Genomic DNA, 17,304 nt, shown 5'->3' on the forward strand with positions numbered 1-17,304 from the left:
AGACTTCATGATTGGGAGATAACCGATCCTGATCATCTTCCAGAACAATCTGAATCCCCCGTAAAGCAACGAAGACAACTCATGGCGGATAACTTTCGGTTATCTGCAGATCAGCTCTTTTCATTTGGAAGTGCGGGCACGGATTTGTAGCTTCCATCTCGAAGTTGCCCTTCCCCAACCCACAACACTCGACCAACAAAAAAGGGAAAAACCATGAGTGCAGAGCGCCTTTCACCCGCCCTTCATCTGCTGCCGGTTTCGCTGGCCTGATCCGAACCTTTCGTACCTGACGTCGCCGGCACGGCTCACCCCTGCCCTGGCGGATTGCTCACGAGGCTGCCATGAACCATTTCCAGTTCTACTTCCCCACTATCCTGAAATCCGGCAACGGCCTGGCCCACAAGGCTGGCCAACTGCTCAAGCCCTACCTGCGCGAAAAGCTGCTGGTCATTACCGATGAAGGCCTGATCAAGTCAGGTGTTCTCGAAGGTTTCTTCCAATCCCTGGTCGACGCACAGATCCCCTACGAGGTGTTTTCCGGCGTCGAGCCCAACCCTAGTACCGAGGTGCTCGACCAGGCCGTGGCCTTCCTCCGGGAGAACGGTTGCGACGCAGTGATAGGTGTCGGCGGAGGCAGCAGCATCGACACCGCCAAGGGTGTTGCAGCCATGGCCACCAACAGCGGCAACATCCTGGACTACGAGGGCTATGACCGTCTCCCGAACGTCCCCCTGCCGATCTTCGCTATCCCGACCACGTCCGGTACCGGCAGCGAATGCACGGCATCCACGGTATTTACCAACAAGCAGACGCTGTTCAAGACGGTCATCATCAGCCCGCTGCTGTTTCCCAAGCTGGCGATACTCGACGCTGAACTGACCTGGAAGCTGCCGCCGGCCATTACCGCCGCAACCGGCATGGATGCGCTGACCCACGCCATCGAATCCTACGTCTCCAAGCAGGCCAACCCGGTCAGCCAGGCCCTGGCGATCCAGGCAATCCGCATGATCAGCAGCAGCCTGCGCAAGGCCTACTTCGTTGGCAACGACAGCGAGGCCCGGGAAAGCATGCTGCTGGGCTCCTTCCTCGCTGGCGTCGCCTTCGCCCAGTCGAAGCTGGGCAATGTGCATGCGATTTCCCACACCTTCGGCGGCGTCTTCAACATTCCCCATGGCATTGCCAACGCCACGCTGCTGCCCTACGTGATCGGCTTCAACCTGCCGGCCTGTCCGGAGAAGTTCCGCGACATCGCCATCGCCATGGGCCAGGACACCAGCGGCCTCGACGACCTGGCTGCCGCGCGCAAGGTGGTGGATTTCGTGATGGAGATGAATGCCGCCCTGGGTATACCGGACAACATCAAGGACCTGGGCGTGAGCCTGGACTTCTTGCCGCAGATGATCAGCGACTCCATGCGCAGCGGCAACGTACTGGTCAACCCGCGCCTCACCACCGCCGCAGACATCGAATCCATCATCACCCGCGCCTACCACGGCACTCACTGAGTGCCGCGGACCGGCACAACCCGAGGACCCCTGATCATGTTTTATGAAATGCGTACCTACACCATCCAGATCGGCAAGATGAAGGAGTATCTGCAGCACTTCGAGGCCGAAGGCTTGCCGGTGATCTCCCGCTACACCCGGCTGGTGGGCTGGTGGTACACCGAGATCGGCGAGCTGAACCAGGTAGTGCACATCTGGGCCTACGAGAGCCTGGACGACCGCATCAAGAAGCGCGCCGCGCTATACGAAGACCAGGACTGGCTGACCCGATTCGTGCCCAAGGCCTTCCCGATGCTGATAAAGCAGGAGTCCAAGCTGCTGATGCCGGCGGCCTTCTCACCCATCCGCTAGTTTCTGGAGTGCGCCGGGCGCCGCGCGCTACGCGTGGCGCCCTCAGCGACAGGCCAGTAGCTCGTCCACCAGCAAACGCGCAGCCGGCGACAGCTCGGTTCCGGTGCGGCTGACCGCGCCGAAAGGCTCGACCAGTGCGCGCAGGCAAACCGGCAATTGCACGAGCATGCCGAAGCCTTTGGCAAACTCGGCCACCTCCCGCGGAATCACCGCTACGAGGTTCGGGTCTTCTTGCAGCAGCATCATGGTGGCGAAGGTCGACGAGGTTTCCAGCGGGTAACGCGGTACCTCGAGGCCCGCCTCACTGAGCTCACGTTCCAGGGCCTGGCGCATCGGCGTATTTACCGGGTAGACGATCCAGCGGTAGTTGCTGAGCTCCTTGATATCCAGTTGGCCAGCGCCCGCAAGTGGGTGATTGCGGGTGGCGACCACCGACAACGGTTCATCGCTGAGGGCCACGCTCTGGTAAGCACTGGCTCTTTGGCTGACGCCGGTGCGGCAGATGGCGATATCCAGGCGCCCCTCGTCGAGCAGCCCGAGCAGACTGGCACTGGTGTTTTCCACCACCTCCACCGACAGCGTCGGCTGCCTCTGTCGCAGTCGGCTCAGTGCCCGGCTCAGCAGGGGCACCGCCCCCATGATCACGCCCACGGAAAGCCGACCGCCCTCGCCTTGCATAATGCCCATCACCTCTTCCCGCAGATGTGACAGGTCGCTGTAGATCAGCCGCGCATAGCGCGTGATGCAACGCCCGACGTCGTTGGGCACCAGCCCCTTGGGTTGCCGCTCGAACAGCGGCATGCCGAGGATGGATTCGATCTCCCGCAGGACCTTGGTCGCCCCCGGCTGGGAAATCGCCATCTCTTCGGCCGCCTTGTGCAGCGAGCCATGGTTGTCCAGTTCAATTAGCAATCGCAGCTGTTTCAGGCGAAGCCGGGCGGCGATGTTTTCCAGGGACGGGAACATGGTGGATTTCTCGGGGGAAAGGCAAGAATTATAACTAACAGAGTCAGGCGATCTTTGCTTTCACTGAAATACATAATTGCCAAAAGATCACGAACCTGACAACTCGCAAGTCAACCTGGCTTGACCGATAACAAAGCATGATCAGGTAATCCAACTTTTTCATTAGGCGGCTGAAAAGCAACTCGCTAGAGTCGACACGCAACAACTCTTTTATGTACCGAAGATGAAGATGCTCCGCACCGAAGTTCCTTCAATGTCTTCTTCGTTTGAAAAGTGCCACCTGACAACTGACCGCTCCCTGATCGCCGATGAATTGGCGAGCCCAGGCCCGACGCACTAGGCTGATTCGGGATGAGGCCGCGCACGTCGGAATCAGGCGCGCGTACCTGCTAGCACCATTTCGCGGAAGTCGCCGACGATCGGCCGCAGATCGACTCGGTGCCAGGCAGCCCAGAGTTCGATGTCCTGGTTCAGCCAGGGCAGTTCACGCAGTACGACGTTCTCGTTGCCTTCACCTTTGATGCTCTGCTGTATCAGCGCCAGTCCCAGGCCCGCGGACACCAGCCCCAGGGCACTGAGTGGTTCGGCCGCTGCCAGCCTGATCTGCGGAGTGAAGCCGGCTTCTACGCAGCTGGCGAGGAAGCTCTCGCGTTTGTGCTGCAGCAGGTTGCTCTCGACCATGATCCAGTCCTGCCCGTGCAGGTCCGCGGGCTCAATGCTGGCCTTTCCCGCCAAGGGGTGCTGGGCCGGGAGTGCGAGATGCAGCGGGTCTCTGAACACCGACGCGGCGAGCAGTTCCGGGTCGTCGGCTGCTGGCGGCTCGCAAACCAGGGCGATATCCAGGCTACGTTGGCGCAGCCCTTCGAACTGCTCCTGCACAGAAAGGTTGTACAGCGCGATGTGGATGCCGGGACGCTGCTCACGCACCGTACGCAGCGCCTCAGGCAACACACCGCCGTGGATGGCATGGCTGACGTAACCAATGCACAGGCCGCCCTCCTCGCCTCGCCCCAGTCGTCGCCCGAGGGATTCCAGGCGCTCGGCGTGCTTGAGCAGCGCCTTGGTTTCATGGAGGAAAGTCCTGCCATCGCGGGTCAGGCGCAACCGCTGCTGGCTGCGTTCGAACAGTTGCAAGCCGAGGCGGTCCTCCAACTGCGCGATCTGGCGGCTCAAGGGGGACTGGGAAATATGCAGGTGTTCTGCCGCGCGGCCGACGTGTTCGACTTCGGCGACCGCGACGAAATAGCGAAGTTGTCTGAGATCCAGCACATGACCTCCGAGGACTTAAGTATGACGAATCAGGACGTGGACGGTCTTATACGCCGATTCTAGGATGCCGCCCAGACCCCATTGATCACCGGTAGCCAACAGCGCTGCCTACCCTTCAGAGGACCCGAAACATGAAAATCGACCTGAGCGGCAAGACTGCCATCATCAGCGGCTCCACCGGCGGCATCGGCCTGGGCATCGCCCGCAGCCTGGCAATGGCGAACGCCGACGTTGTAATCGTCGGCCGTACCGCGGCAGCGGTAGACGAGGCGGTTGCTGGCATCACGGCCAGCGGCGGCAAGGCACGCGGAGTGGTGGCCGACCTGGGAACCGCCGCAGGCGCCGAGGTGCTGTTCGCCGCCGAATCCAGCGCCGACATCCTGGTCAACAACCTGGGGATCTACAACGAAGTGGACTTCTTCGAGACCGATGACGAAGAGTGGACCCGCTTTTACGAGATCAACGTGCTCTCAGGGGTGCGCCTGGCGCGTCACTACATTCCCACGATGGTAGAGCGGAAATGGGGCCGGGTGATTTTCCTGTCGTCCGAGTCCGGAATCGCCATTCCCGCCAACATGATCAATTACGGCGTTACCAAGAGCGCCAACCTGGCCGTTTCCCACGGCCTGGCCAAGCGCCTTTCCGGCACCGGGGTCACGGTCAATGCGATCCTTCCCGGCCCTACCTTCACCGAGGGCGTGGCCACGATGGTCGCCGACGCCATGCGTGAATCCGGACGCAGCGCACGGGAAGAAGTGGACGCTTTCGTCCGCAGGGCGCGTCCCAGCTCCATCATCCAGCGCGCTGCCGAGGTAGAGGAAGTTGCCAACCTGGTGACATACGTGGCATCACCGCTGTCCTCGGCAACCACCGGCGCCGCCCTGCGTGTGGACGGCGGTGTAGTGGACAGCCTGGCAATCTGACGGCTGGAACAGGTGCCAGGGTGACCAGCGGCTAGGCTTTGCAGGTGCTGCACCCGCTGAGTCGATGGAGAAGGTCATGCCTGCCAAGCCCAATATCCTGCTGGTCCACGGCGCCTGGGGCGATGCCTCGCACTGGCGCTACCTCATTCCCCTGCTGCTGGATGCCGGGTACTCGGTCAGTGCGGTACAGAATCCCCTGACCGCCCTGGCTGACGACGTGGCGCGCACCCGCAAGCTCGCCGAGTCCCTTGGCGGGCCCACCTTGCTGGTCGGGCACTCCTACGGTGGAGCGGTCATCTCCGGCGCCGGCCATGCAGCCAATGTCGTGGGGCTGGTGTTCGTCGCCGCCTTCGCGCCGGATGAGGGCGACAGCCTGGGTGGCATCTTCGCCCGCGCCGAACCACCGCAAGGTGCCGGCGGCATCCGTCCGGATCAGGAAGGTTTTCTCTGGTTGGCGGGCGACAGCTTCCACGCCAATTTCTGCGCCGACCTTCCCGAGCGGGACGCCCAGGTCATGTCGGTCACGCAGAAACCCATTGCCGCGCGCTGCTTCGAAGACAAGGCCGGAGCGCCGGCCTGGCGTGGTAAACCCAGTTGGTATCAGGTGTCATCCGGCGATCAGATGATCCCGCCTGCCACCCAGGCCTGGATGGCCGAGCGCATCCAGGCCCGGAAGACCATCACCCTGGATGCCAGCCACGCATCGCTGGCATCGCGCCCCAGGGAGATATTCGGGTTGATCGAAGAAGCGGTGAAAGCGCTGTAGCCGCCCCTCACCCATTCATCGGCGCATCGGGATTGTTGATCGCATAGAGGTAACAGTCCGCCATGCTGTGGTCACCCGCGAAGCTGCTGTAGCTGGCGGTAAAGGTCACGGCCAGGCCGAGGTGCTGGTAGACCCAGGAGTCGGTCACGCCCGGCGGGACTTCCGGAACCAGATCGCTGTCGTTCACCACACGGTAGGTGGGGATGTTCAGGCCGTTGTAGTAGGCGGCGAAATTCGGGTCGACCACGCGCGGGCTGGCGAAGTTGTAGTGCTGCAGCGGCTGGTCCGGCCATTGGGTATGCAGGTCGAGCACCGCCAGGCTGGACAGCGCGCTTCCCAGGCTGTGGCCGCAAACCCAGAGGTCGCCACCCGGTTTCAGGCCGTCCAATGCTTGCAGGGCCTGATCGCGCAGGGAGGTGTATAGCTTGAGGAAGCCCGCATGCACCTGGCCTATGCCCGACTGCCAGGGGTATTCGCTCTGCGTGACGTCCAGGTCATCCACCCAGTCCTGGGCCGATTCGGTACCACGAAACACCAGGTACACCGCACCGCTGGGGTCACTGACGGCAAAGCCGAAGGGCTCGGACTCGTTGATGTACTTCAGTTCGCTGAGGATGCTCCAGACCGGCGCAGAAAAACTCCAGCCACTCATGCTCGGGGGCTGCCAATTGAAATCGGAAGGTTTGCGCGGCTTGTCCTGCTGCAGCCATTGCTCGTACTGGTCGTAGGCCGCTTCCACCAGGTTGGCGCATTGCAGCGCCTGGGTCAGGGAAAACGCAGCGGGAAAATACATGGGAAGACTGGGCATGGTGGCCTCCTTGCCAATGAGTTGTGGGGTTCCACTCTAGACCAAGGCTGCCTTGCGTACAGCGGTATCCGTCCGTATTTCGATTTCGCGTTGCGTTCACTTGTGGGCGGTTTTACTCCTGTGTGAATCCCAATAAGCTCGCTTGAGTTAATGAGCAGGACTCACCAATGAAACCCGTATCCGCCGCTGATCTGAACATCTTCCTGAGCATCGCCGCCCACCTCAGTTTCAGCCGCGCGGCCGTCGAACTCGGGCTCTCGCCTTCGGCCCTCAGCCATGCCCTGCGCGCCCTGGAAGAACGCCTCGGGGTGCGCCTGTTCAACCGCACTACTCGCAGCGTGGCGCTCACCGAAGCAGGCGAACGCCTGTACGCCCGCATCAAGCCGGCCTTTCGCGATATCGACGACGCCCTGGAAGACCTCAACCAGTTCCGCGACTCGCCTTCCGGCACCCTGCGCATCAATGCCGGCCGCGCCGCCGCACAGTTGGTGCTGCTGCCGCTGGCCAGCCGTTTTCTCGAGGCGTACCCGGATGTGAACCTGGAAATCTCCGCCGACGATGCGCTGGTGGATGTCGTATCCGCGGGGTACGACGCGGGCGTGCGCTTCGGCGAACGCCTGGAGGCCGATATGGTTTCCCTGCCCATCGGGCCCTATATGCGCTCGGTGGTGGTGGCGACACCCAGCTTCTTCGATCGTCATCCCGTGCCACAGAAACCCCAGGACCTCCACGGGCTACCCTGCATCCGCCATCGCTTTCCCAGCGGCAACTTCTACCGCTGGGAGTTCGAACGCGGGGGCATGCAACTGGAAATCGAAGTGGACGGTCCCCTCACCCTGGGTGACGTGGGCCTCATGGTCGGTCCGGCACTGCAGGGCGTCGGGCTGGCTTACGTATTCGAGGAAATGGTGGCCGACCATGTCGCCGAAGGGCAGCTGGTGCAGGTACTGGAAGACTGGTGCCCCTTCTACCCCGGCCTGCACCTCTACTACCCCAGCCGGCGCCAGGTGCCGGCGGTGCTCAAGGCCTTCATCGAGTTCGCGCGGGCGGCAAGGCAGGAACCTTGACCCCAGGGCCGGTGCGCGTGGCGCACACCGAAAAGCAAAGGCCGAACCCATTGGGCCCGGCCTTCACCTTTATCCAGTTCGCATCGCTTCCGAAGCAGGTGCGCGTGGCGTACGCTACGTCCAGCACCCAGCCTCTCCGGTAGGGTGCGCCGTGCGAACCACGAACGTACCCACCAGGCTCAGCCTTCTATTATCAGCGCAGCGGCTGCCCCTTCATCTCCGGCATGCGGATGTAGACCACCAGGCTCACCAGGCTCACCGCTACCAGGTAGATCCAGAACAGGTGGCCGTAACCGGCGCCCGAGATGGCGGTCATGATGTACGGCGAGGTGCCACCGAACAGGGTGACCGACAGTGCGTAGGGCAAGGCGATGCCAGTGACCCGCACCTCAGCCGGGAACTGCTCGGCCATGGTCACGGCGGAAGCCGCGCCGAAACCGGTCATGATCACCATGGAAATGGTCTGCAACAGGGCAACTTCCGCCAGGCTGATGCCCTGGTAGAGCAGGCCGAAGCTCGGCCAGGCCCAGAGGATCGACGCGGCGGCGAAGGCGATCAGCATCGGCCGGCGACCAATGCGGTCTGCCAGCATCCCGGCCAGCGGCAGCAACAGCAGCGACACGCCCACGGCGATCACGCCGGCCAGTAGCGTCTCGCGGATCGGCATGCCGGTCACCAGATGGACCTGCGAGGGGTAGCTCACCATCCACACGTAATTGAGCAGGTTGCCCGCCATGGCCACGCCGATCACCCGCAGCACGTCCTTGCGGTGTTTGGTGAAGATGTCGCGGATCGGACGCTTCTCGACGGCAGCCTTGGCCACGCGGGACTTGAACACTTCGGTTTCCTTCACCGACAACCGAATCCACAGGGTCAGCACACCCATCAGTGCGGCAATGACGAACGCCACGCGCCAGCCCCAGTCTTCCAGGGCCGTGTCGCTACCCACCGAGGCCAGCACGACACCGAGCAGGAAGGAAACCAGCGTGCCGGCGTTGATCGCGAACCACTGCCAGGAGCCCGCAAAGGCGCGCCGATTGGACGGCGCGGATTCGATGAGGAATGCCGAAGCGGAACCGAATTCACCTCCGGCAGAGAAGCCCTGGGTCAGGCGTGCCAGCACCAGGATGATCGGCGCGGCGATGCCGATGCTTTCGTAGTTCGGGCAGACGCCGATTACCAGCGAGGCCACCGACATCAGCAGGATCGACAGGGTCAGGCCCTTCTTGCGGCCGTAGCGGTCGGCGAACACGCCGAGCACCGCGCCGCCAATGGGTCGCATGAGGAAACCTACGGCGAACACCGCCAGCACCGAGAGCAGCGCGGTCAGGCTGTTGCCGGCCGGGAAGAATTGCTTGGCGAGGATGGATGAGAAGGTGGCGTAGATCACCCAGTCGGTGTACTCGACTATGGTGCCCAGGGTTGCCGCCACGATGGCTTTCTTCTCGGTCCGGGTCAGTTTTCGGCCCTCGGAGGCCGTGGCAGTGGCTGGGCCTGTTTCAGGCATGAGACCACCAATCGCACTATTGTCGTTATTCATTGCATCGCTCCCGTGAGCACACTTTTTGTTGTTGATCGCCCGAAGGCGTTCTCTTCTGGTTAGCGAGCAAGATGCAGCGACACGCGGGGCTGGTGAAGCGAGATTTCCGCCCTGTTCGCTTGAGTTTAATTCAACTTAAGGAGTAGGCATGACGGCCAGTGCAGGCCATTGGACGCTTGATATTTTTTCAAGCGACGGCAGCTGAAAATTCCTTTGAAGACACAGCGTCGAATGCCCAACCTGCCCCCAACGCCCGGGTCGACGAACAAGAACTGCACCCACTCATGATCCGGGCCTTGAACTGAGGAGACTCGAAGCATGTTCCTGAAAGTTGAGAGCTACATCGGCGGACGCTGCCTGGCGCCGGCCGGTGGTCGCTACGTCGACAAGTTCGACCCGCGCACCGGCGAGAAGCTGGGCGAGGTCGCCAACAGCGGTCCCGAGGAAGTGGAACTCGCTATCCAATCTGCCCAGGAAGCGCTGCCCGCCTGGCGCGACATGCGCCCCTCCGAGCGCGGTCGCATCCTGGTGGAGCTGGCGCGCATCGTTCGCCACAGCGAAGACCGCCTTGGCAAGCTGGAGAGCGCCGAAACCGGCAAGCCTGGCCGCGAGATGGCCACGCTGATGGACCTCACCGCCCAGTACTTCGAGTTCTATGCCGGCCTGGTCAATGTCATGGACGGCGAAGTGATCAACCAGGGCCCGAACTACCACGTCTATACCCGCCGCGATCCGTTCGGCGTGATCGGCGCCATCCTGCCCTGGAACGCCCCGCTGCATCAGGCCGCACGGGCCATCGCCCCGGCGCTGGCCACCGGCAACACCGTGGTCGCCAAACCCTCCGAGCACACCTCCGCGTCCCTGGTGGAACTGGCGCGCATCGCCGTGGAGGAAGCCGGCCTGCCTGCCGGCGTGTTCAACGTGATCGTCGGCAAGGGCAGCGTCATCGGCCCGGTGATGGCGCGCCATCCACTGATGCGCAAGATCTCCTTCACCGGCGGCATCACCGCAGGCCAGGAACTCGGCCGAATCGCCGCCGAACGCATCCTGCCGCTGACCCTGGAACTGGGTGGCAAGTCGGCCAATATCGTCTTTGATGACGCCGACCTCGACGCCGCCGCCAAGGGCGCCACCACAGCTTTCACCTGGAACAGTGGCCAGTGGTGCTGCGCTGGTACCCGCCTGCTGGTGCAGGAAGACGTCCACGACCGCTTCGTCGAGAAGCTGGTGGCCGAGGTCGCGGCACTGCGTGTCGGCCCGGACTTCGACTCCACCTCCGGCCCCATCACCACCAAGGCGCAGTTCGAGAAGATCCAGAGCTACTTCGAGGTCGCCGCGCGTGATGGCCTGAAGCCAGCCATCGGCGGCAAGGTGGCCAGCGGCGCGAACCTGGGCAATGGCTGGTACATCGAGCCCACCGTCTACACCGGCGTGACCAACGACATGACCCTGGCCAGGGAAGAAATCTTCGGCCCCATCCTCTGCGTCATTCCCTTCAAGGACGAGGCCGACGCCCTGCGCATCGCCAATGACAGCGAGTTCGGCCTGGGCGCCGGTATCTGGAGTCGCGACATCGGCCGCGTCCACCGCGTCGCCGCGGGTCTTGAGGCTGGCCGTATCGTGGTCAACGAATACAGCGGTGGTTTCGTCCAGACCCCCTGCGGTGGGTTCAAGCAAAGCGGCTATGGCCGCGAGCAAGGCATCGACGCCCTCTCCCACTACACCCAGTTGAAGTCGGTGATCATTCGGCTTTGAAGCCAACCCCACCGCAAAACAAAACCCCGCCTGGTGCGGGGTTTTGTTTGTGCTTGGGAACCGGGGTGCTTCGATGCTTCTCTAGGGGGTGGATAGCGCTCTTCTCATCCACCACCGATGCCCAGCTGAACCGCAAATGGTGGAAGTAAAGAGCGACTTCCACCCTTGCGATCTGTCCTCACCAGAGCGGCAAGGTGTAGGTCACGATCAAGCGGTTCTCATCGATATCCGGCCCGAAGTTGCTGCGTACCGTCGCATTGCGCCACTTGAGGCCGAGGTTCTTCAGCGGTCCGCCCTGCACTACATAGGCGATGTCGGTGTCCCGTTCCCATTCCTTGCCCTCGTCCACGCGGTTGGCAACGTCTACCCCATCGCCGGAAAGGTAGCGCGTCATGAAGGTCAGCCCAGGTACGCCCAGCGAGGTGAAGTCGAAGTCATAGCGGGCCTGCCAGGAGCGTTCGTCCTCGTTGCCGAAGTCGTTGACCTGCACCAGATTCACCAGGTAGCCGTCGGCACCGCTGACGTAGGCAAAGCCGGTGTCACCGGACATGCGCTGATAGCCGAGCCCAAGGGCATGGGGGCCACGCTTGTAGGTGAACATCGCCCCAAGCGCGCGGTTGTCGACGTTGCTGCCGCCGTCGTCCTGGCTCTGCGCCCAACGCAGGTCCGACTTGATGGAGCCGGCCCCGCCCAGGTCCAGCAGGTGGCCAAGGGTGAAGTAGTGCTGGCGGTAGACGCCGTCCAGTGCGCCGTAGTGATAGGAAGTGGTCAGGGCTGGCGTCCATTTGTAAGTGGCACCAGCGAAGTCCAGTGCATCGCTGGTCTTGTGGCGGCCCAGGACAATGTTCCGCGCCCCGCCGTTGAACACCTGCATCTCCTCGTTATCGGACGAATTACGCAGGTTCACCCGGTCGATACGGCCGAGGTCCAGGTTCAGATCCTGGACTTGCGCACTGCTCAACCACGCCCCCCGGAAGGTCTGTGGTAACAGACGGCTGTCATTGGAAAGGGCAATGGGCAGCTTGGGCTGCAGGGTGCCAACCTTCAGCAAGCTGCTGGAAACGCGCACCTTGGCGGTCAGCCCCAGTTCGCCGTACTCGTCCTGGGCACGATTAGGCTTTTCGCGATCGGATTGCAGCAGGCCGGTGCCAGTGCGGTCCGGGCTGGAATCGAGCTTCACTCCCAGCAAGCCGAGCGCATCGACGCCAACACCGACCGGGCCTTCAGTAAAGCCCGATTCATAACGCAGCAGGAATCCCTGGGCCCACTCCTCGGCCTTGCTTTGCGGGGCGCCGTCCTGGCGGAAATCACGGTTGAAGTAGAAGTTGCGCAATTCCAGGCTGGCCTTGGAATCCTTGATGAAATCGGCGCTGGCGGTGCCGTTGGCACCCAGGGTCAGGCCGAAGAGCGCGAACAGGGTCTGCGGACCAATGCGATTGGCCCGGTTGGGAGTGGTCATGGAGCGGCTCTCTTTTGTTGTTGTGGTACGTCCGGGGCCGATGCTAGGAACCTGCCGGAGGCCGCGACAAACGATTAAAACAGGCCTTTCGCTTGAGATTTACTCAATCAGAACTAGAGTAAGATTCCGCGCCTTTTCACCTGTCACACAAGAAGATCCGGAAGATGGACAGACTGCCGCCACTCAATGCCGTACGGGCCTTCGAGGCCGTCGCCCGGCACCTCAGCATTACCCTTGCCGCCGACGAACTGAACGTCACTCCCGGCGCCGTCTCACGGCAGATCCGCGCACTGGAGGAGTACATGGAGCAGCCGTTGTTCCTACGTGGGCATCGGCAGATCACCCTCACCCCGGCTGGCGAGCAGTACTTCAAGGCGGTAGCACGGATCATCGAAGAGCTGCGCAGCGCCACCCGCAAACTCAAGCGCCCGGCCAAGCGCCGGCAGATCAAGGTGCGCGCCTATACCACCTTCGCCATGCAATGGCTGATTCCAAGGCTCGCCAGCTTCCACCAGGAGAACCCCAAGATCGAGGTGCTGCTCACTGCCTCCCTGGACCCGGTGGACTTCCACAAGGAAGACCTGGATGCCGCCATCCGCCTCGGTAACGGCGACTGGCCCAACTGCAACTGCCATGTGCTCAGCGACAACATCCTCGCCCCGGTGTGCAGTCCCGCGCTGCTCGACATCGGCCCCGGCCTGGAGGAACCAGCCGACGTGGCCGAATACACCATGCTCCACTCCATCGCCCGCCCGGACGACTGGAGCCACTGGCTGCAAGCCACCGGCGTGGGCAGCGCGGTGGATGCGCGGGCCGGCATGACCTACCAGAGCTCATCGATGGCCTATGCAGCGGCCGCCGGCGGCCAGGGCATCGCCATCGCCCAGTTGTTCCTGGTGGAGAAGGAACTGCGCGAAGGCACCCTGGTGCGACCGTTCCCGCAGACCGTGGACATGGGCGCGTACACCTATTACCTGCTCACCCCCAGACACCGGCCGGAAAGCGAGGACATGACCACCTTCCGCCTCTGGTTGCTGGAGCAGGCACGCCAGACCCGCCAGGCCGCTTGAGTTTTCCTCAACGCTTCCAGGCTCAAAAGTGCTTTGTCCGCGTCGCTTGCGGCTTCCTAGGATGGTTCCCCTTCACCCGAGCACGGCTGAAGATCCGTCCGTTGAACTGGAGCGACAAAAATGAACGAGAGCATCGGTTTCATCGGCCTTGGCGCCATGGGCCAGAGAATGGCGCGACACCTGCTGGACCACGGCTTCGGCCTGGAACTCTGCGACAGCAACCCACAAGCCCTCGAGCCCCTGCTGCAACGCGGCGCACGTAGTCACGCCTCGCCTCGAGCCGTGGCCGATGCCGCGCAAGTGGTGCTGGTCTGCGTGCCGACGCCGGAGATAGTCGAGCAGGTGGTACTGGGTGAGAACGGTGTCATCCATGGCGAGACCGTACGCGTGCTGGTGGACCACTCAACCACCGGCCCGAGTGTCGCCCGCCGCCTCGACCAGGCGCTGAAGGCACGCGGCATAGCGACCCTGGACGCTCCTCTGGCCGGCGGCGTCGCCGGAGCCGAAGCCGGCACCCTGTCGGTGATGGTGGGAGGACCTGCGGAAGCCTACGGGCGTTGCCAACCGGTTTTCGCCGCGTTCGGCCGCAAGGTGGTTCACCTTGGCGACACGCCCGGCCTGGGCCAGAGCCTCAAGCTGGTGAACAACATGATCGTCGGCGCGACCCTGGTGGCTACCAGCGAGGCGCTGCTGTTCGGCATCAAGGCCGGCCTCGAGCCAGGACAGATGCTGGACATCCTCAATGCCAGCACGGCGCGCAGCTACACCAGCGAACAGATCCTCGCCGGTACCGTGCTCAAGCGCGAATTCGACTTCGGCTTCCGCCTCGACCTGATGCGCAAGGACATCCGCCTGTTCCTGGCCGAGGCCGAAGGCACCGGGACGCCGGCACTGACCTGCGCGGTGGTCAAGCAGCTCTTCGACCAGGCCATCAACAGCGGCGAGCCGACCCGTGACATGACCCACGTGGTGCGAGTGCTGGAAGACCTGGCCGGGGCAAGGATCGCATCCACGCCGCCCTTGTAGGAGCGAGCTTGCTCGCGAAGCTATTGAGCCAATCTTTCGCGAGCAAGCTCGCTCCTACACAAAGCCCGATAACGACGAATCCCGGCGCATTGGCTGAGATTCCTTCACTGCACAACGTGGGGCGGGCGTAGGAGCGAGCTCTGCTCGCGAAAAAGAAACCAGCACCGGAACCATCGCCTTGCGTACTCCATCGATCCACCAACGAGGGGTGGCTGGGGCGCCGGATGGTGGATGCGAAGAGCGGCATCCAGCCCACGCAAATGGAGCCCTGCCTTTCGCGAGTAAGCTCGCTCCTACACAAAGCCCGATTGCGACGAATCCCGGCGGGTTGGCCGGGATTCTTCTTTGCTCAGGCTTCGCCCTCTACCATTGCGACTGCATGAAGCTTTCCTACGCCGCGATCACTGCCCCGCTCGCAGTCACCTCCTCTACTTCCAGTTCGCTGAAGCCCATTTCCACCAGCAACTCGCGGGAATGCTCGCCCTTGTCTGGTGCCGGTCTGTATGGCTGCTGCGCCGCCTCGGCGCTGTTCACCGGGAAGCCTGGCACCCGCAGCTCGCCGTGCCTGGGGTGCTCGATGGTGGCGAGCATGCCGTTGCTGGCCAGTTGCGGGTGTTCCAGCAGATCGCTGTAGTCGGCCACCCTGGCGCAGAGGATGTCCGCCTCGCGCAGGCGCTCCAGCCAGTGGGCAGTGCTACGAGTACGGAAGACCCCATTGAGGGCCTCCTGCATCTCGGCCCGATGCACCACACGCTGGGCAGAGGTGACGAAGCGCGGATCACTCGACCATTGCGGGTTGCCGAGCACGGTGCACAGTCGCTCCCAGCGATTGCCGTTGTAGGCCGCCACCATCAGCCAGCCATCCTCGGTCTGGAATGCCTCGTTTGGCGCCGAATAGGGCGCGGCACTGCCAATGGGGGTCGGCAGTTCGCCGTCACGTAGGTAGCTGCTGATGGACGACTGCTGCAACGCCAGCGCCGAATTCATCAGGCTCACGTCCAGGTGGCCGCCCTGCCCGTCCCGATGCCGGGCCTGGAGTTTGGCGAGGATGGCCATGCACGCCATGTAACCAGTCACCACATCGACCACAGGTGCCTGCACCTTGCAGGGCGGCGCGCCGGGGGTGCCGATCAGGCTCATCAGGCCGGAGTCCGCCTGGAGGATGCCATCCACTCCGGCACGGTCCGCATAGGGGCCTTGCTGGCCATAGGCGGAAATGGAGCAGTAGACCAGGGCCGGATTGATCGCTTGCGCCGCTTCGAAACCCAGGCCAAGCCGGGCCATCACGCCGGGGCGCATGCTTTCGATCAGCACATCGGCTTCTTCCAGCAGGCGCTTGGCGACAGCCAAACCCTGTGGGTTCTTCAGGTCCAGGCAGAGCCCCTGCTTGCCCCGATTGAAGCCGTGGTACAGCGCGCTGGAATCACCAACCCAGGCAGGCCCGAGGGTGCGGCCAAGATCGCCTTCGGGCGGCTCGACCTTGATCACCCGTGCTCCCATGTCTGCCAGCAGCATGGTGCAGGTGGGACCGGCAGCGATCTGGGTGAAATCCAGCACCGTCAGCCCTTGCAAGGCATTACGCAACATGGCGGCGCTCTCCCTGCTTGAAGGTTCCCTGGGCGGTGGCCAGCAACTCGCCTTCCAGCGTCTCCAGCGACGCCTCGGCGAAGTAGAGGCTGCGGCCGCTGCGATTGACCTTGCCCCGCGCGATGACGGTTCCACTGCGGGCCGCCTTCAGGTAGGCGATGTTCAGCATCACCGTCACGCCGTGAATCTCTTCCTCGTCCTCGGCGGTGTGCAGCCCGGCGTAGCCGCAGGCGGCATCGAGCAAGGTGGCGACCAGCCCACCGTGCAGCATGCCCTGCCGGTTCAGGTGCCGCGCCTCGATAGGCATACGGAACTCGGCGGCGCCTGCGGCCCAATGGACCAGTTCGACGCCAAGACTCTGCAGGAACGGATTGCGCAATTGCATGGTGATCCTCCCCGGCGCCTAGCGCCCCTTGTACTGCGGCGGACGTTTCTCGGCGAACGCCGCGCGCCCTTCCAGGCGGTCTTCGGTGTCGCGCAAAACGCCCCAGTAGAGTTCGGTCAGGCGCTGGGCGTCGGCATCGGACAGGTGCGCGGTCTGCCGCGCCAGTGACTGCAGGGCCTGGATCGCCAGCGGCGCTGCCACGGCGATCCGCTCACCCAGTTCCAGGGCACGCTGCAACAGTGCCTCAGGTGTTTGAACCAGCTCCGAGACCAGCCCGATATCCAGTGCCTTGGCCGCATCGATGCGCTGGCCGGTCAGGGCCATCTGCATGGCATGGGCCTGGGGGACCGCCTTGAGCAGACGATGCAGGCCGGACACCGCCGGTATGGAGCCCACCACCGCTTCCGGCAGGCCAAAGCTGGCATTGCCCGAAGCGATGCGCAGGTCGCATTGCAGCGCCAGCTCGAGGCCGCCACCGAGGCAGTGGCCGTTGATGGCGGCGATCAGTGGCTTGCGCAGGTCGAGGTCAGACAGATCCATCAGGCGGATGTACAGCCCGTCGTCGGCCGCCAATTCCTTGTCGAGGAACAGGGCCTCGGCATAGGACGCGTGGGATACGCGGGTGCTCTTCAGGTCAGCGCCGACGCAGAAGGCACGATCCCCCGCGCCGGTGATGATCGCGGCGCGGATATCGCGGTTGTCGCGGACGTCCACCAGGTGGCCACGCAGGGCGCGCAGGGAGTCGATGTCCAGGGCGTTGAGGGCTCCCGGGCGATCGAGGCGGATGACCGCGACAGCACCCTGGATTTCCATGTGTACGGGCATGG

General features: G+C 63.3%; 16 protein-coding genes. 8 read left to right on the top strand and 8 right to left on the bottom strand.

Features of this window, described 5'->3' with window-relative positions; genetic code table 11:
- Positions 1–341: 341 nt before the first annotated feature.
- Together E8E75_RS04755 and E8E75_RS04760 are read left to right on the top strand one after the other, a co-directional pair.
- Positions 342–1,505, top strand: coding sequence for an iron-containing alcohol dehydrogenase (locus tag E8E75_RS04755; RefSeq protein WP_280358185.1), 1,164 nt, complete (start codon positions 342–344; stop codon positions 1,503–1,505).
- 36 nt (positions 1,506–1,541) lie between these two features.
- Entirely contained in the window at positions 1,542–1,856 is a 315-nt protein-coding gene (locus E8E75_RS04760; RefSeq protein WP_120651199.1) for an NIPSNAP family protein, read from the top strand.
- A 42-nt stretch (positions 1,857–1,898) separates the two neighbouring features.
- Here E8E75_RS04760 and E8E75_RS04765 read toward each other — a convergent pair whose 3' ends face one another.
- Positions 1,899–2,822 (bottom strand): LysR family transcriptional regulator, encoded by a 924-nt coding sequence (locus tag E8E75_RS04765; protein WP_120651200.1) that lies wholly within the window; start codon positions 2,820–2,822, stop codon positions 1,899–1,901.
- Positions 2,823–3,194: 372 nt separating this feature from the next.
- Entirely contained in the window at positions 3,195–4,091 is an 897-nt protein-coding gene (locus E8E75_RS04770; protein ID WP_120651201.1) for a LysR substrate-binding domain-containing protein, read from the bottom strand.
- Between the two features lie 131 nt (positions 4,092–4,222).
- Here E8E75_RS04770 and E8E75_RS04775 point away from each other — a divergent pair, with 131 nt between their 5' ends.
- On the top strand, positions 4,223–5,014 hold the full coding sequence (locus E8E75_RS04775; RefSeq protein WP_280358188.1) for an SDR family oxidoreductase: 792 nt from the start codon (positions 4,223–4,225) through the stop codon (positions 5,012–5,014).
- A 76-nt stretch (positions 5,015–5,090) separates the two neighbouring features.
- Positions 5,091–5,780, top strand: coding sequence for an alpha/beta hydrolase (locus E8E75_RS04780; RefSeq protein WP_120651203.1), 690 nt, complete (start codon positions 5,091–5,093; stop codon positions 5,778–5,780).
- Between the two features lie 7 nt (positions 5,781–5,787).
- Here the strand turns inward: E8E75_RS04780 and E8E75_RS04785 are convergent, their stop codons facing one another.
- Positions 5,788–6,588 carry a lipase family protein gene (locus E8E75_RS04785; RefSeq protein WP_153919727.1) on the bottom strand — a complete coding sequence of 267 codons (801 nt, stop codon included), beginning with the start codon at positions 6,586–6,588 and terminating at the stop codon, positions 5,788–5,790.
- Positions 6,589–6,755: 167 nt separating this feature from the next.
- Between E8E75_RS04785 and E8E75_RS04790 the strand changes: the two genes are divergently transcribed.
- On the top strand, positions 6,756–7,655 hold the full coding sequence (locus E8E75_RS04790; RefSeq protein ID WP_280358191.1) for a LysR family transcriptional regulator: 900 nt from the start codon (positions 6,756–6,758) through the stop codon (positions 7,653–7,655).
- A 193-nt stretch (positions 7,656–7,848) separates the two neighbouring features.
- Here the strand turns inward: E8E75_RS04790 and E8E75_RS04795 are convergent, their stop codons facing one another.
- Complete coding sequence (locus E8E75_RS04795; protein ID WP_120651206.1) at positions 7,849–9,195, bottom strand: MFS transporter; 1,347 nt, start codon at positions 9,193–9,195, stop codon at positions 7,849–7,851.
- Between the two features lie 318 nt (positions 9,196–9,513).
- Between E8E75_RS04795 and E8E75_RS04800 the strand changes: the two genes are divergently transcribed.
- Complete coding sequence (locus tag E8E75_RS04800; RefSeq protein WP_153919724.1) at positions 9,514–10,950, top strand: aldehyde dehydrogenase family protein; 1,437 nt, start codon at positions 9,514–9,516, stop codon at positions 10,948–10,950.
- Positions 10,951–11,128: 178 nt separating this feature from the next.
- Here the strand turns inward: E8E75_RS04800 and E8E75_RS04805 are convergent, their stop codons facing one another.
- Positions 11,129–12,409 carry an OprD family porin gene (locus tag E8E75_RS04805; RefSeq protein ID WP_153919721.1) on the bottom strand — a complete coding sequence of 427 codons (1,281 nt, stop codon included), beginning with the start codon at positions 12,407–12,409 and terminating at the stop codon, positions 11,129–11,131.
- A gap of 164 nt (positions 12,410–12,573) precedes the next feature.
- On the opposite strand from E8E75_RS04805, the gene gcvA reads away from it, so the two are divergent.
- Together gcvA and E8E75_RS04815 are read left to right on the top strand one after the other, a co-directional pair.
- Positions 12,574–13,479, top strand: coding sequence for a transcriptional regulator GcvA (gcvA, locus tag E8E75_RS04810; RefSeq protein WP_120651209.1), 906 nt, complete (start codon positions 12,574–12,576; stop codon positions 13,477–13,479).
- Between the two features lie 120 nt (positions 13,480–13,599).
- Positions 13,600–14,505: an NAD(P)-dependent oxidoreductase gene (locus tag E8E75_RS04815; protein WP_280358193.1), complete on the top strand. Its 906-nt coding sequence runs from the start codon at positions 13,600–13,602 to the stop codon at positions 14,503–14,505.
- Between the two features lie 390 nt (positions 14,506–14,895).
- Here the strand turns inward: E8E75_RS04815 and E8E75_RS04820 are convergent, their stop codons facing one another.
- From E8E75_RS04820 to E8E75_RS04830, 3 genes are read right to left on the bottom strand one after another with little or no spacing between them, the layout of a single operon-like run.
- Positions 14,896–16,092, bottom strand: a complete 1,197-nt coding sequence (locus E8E75_RS04820; RefSeq protein WP_120651211.1) for a CoA transferase — start codon at positions 16,090–16,092, stop codon at positions 14,896–14,898.
- Complete coding sequence (locus tag E8E75_RS04825; RefSeq protein ID WP_120651212.1) at positions 16,082–16,477, bottom strand: PaaI family thioesterase; 396 nt, start codon at positions 16,475–16,477, stop codon at positions 16,082–16,084. Before E8E75_RS04825 ends, E8E75_RS04820 begins: the two co-directional genes overlap by 11 nt.
- Positions 16,478–16,495: 18 nt before the next feature.
- The gene (locus E8E75_RS04830; protein ID WP_120651213.1) at positions 16,496–17,302 is read right to left on the bottom strand and encodes an enoyl-CoA hydratase/isomerase family protein; all 807 of its coding nucleotides are present in this window, start codon (positions 17,300–17,302) and stop codon (positions 16,496–16,498) included.
- Positions 17,303–17,304 lie beyond the last annotated feature (2 nt).

The organism is Pseudomonas sp. BN606 (genome assembly GCF_029873115.1).
Lineage (GTDB): Bacteria > Pseudomonadota > Gammaproteobacteria > Pseudomonadales > Pseudomonadaceae > Metapseudomonas.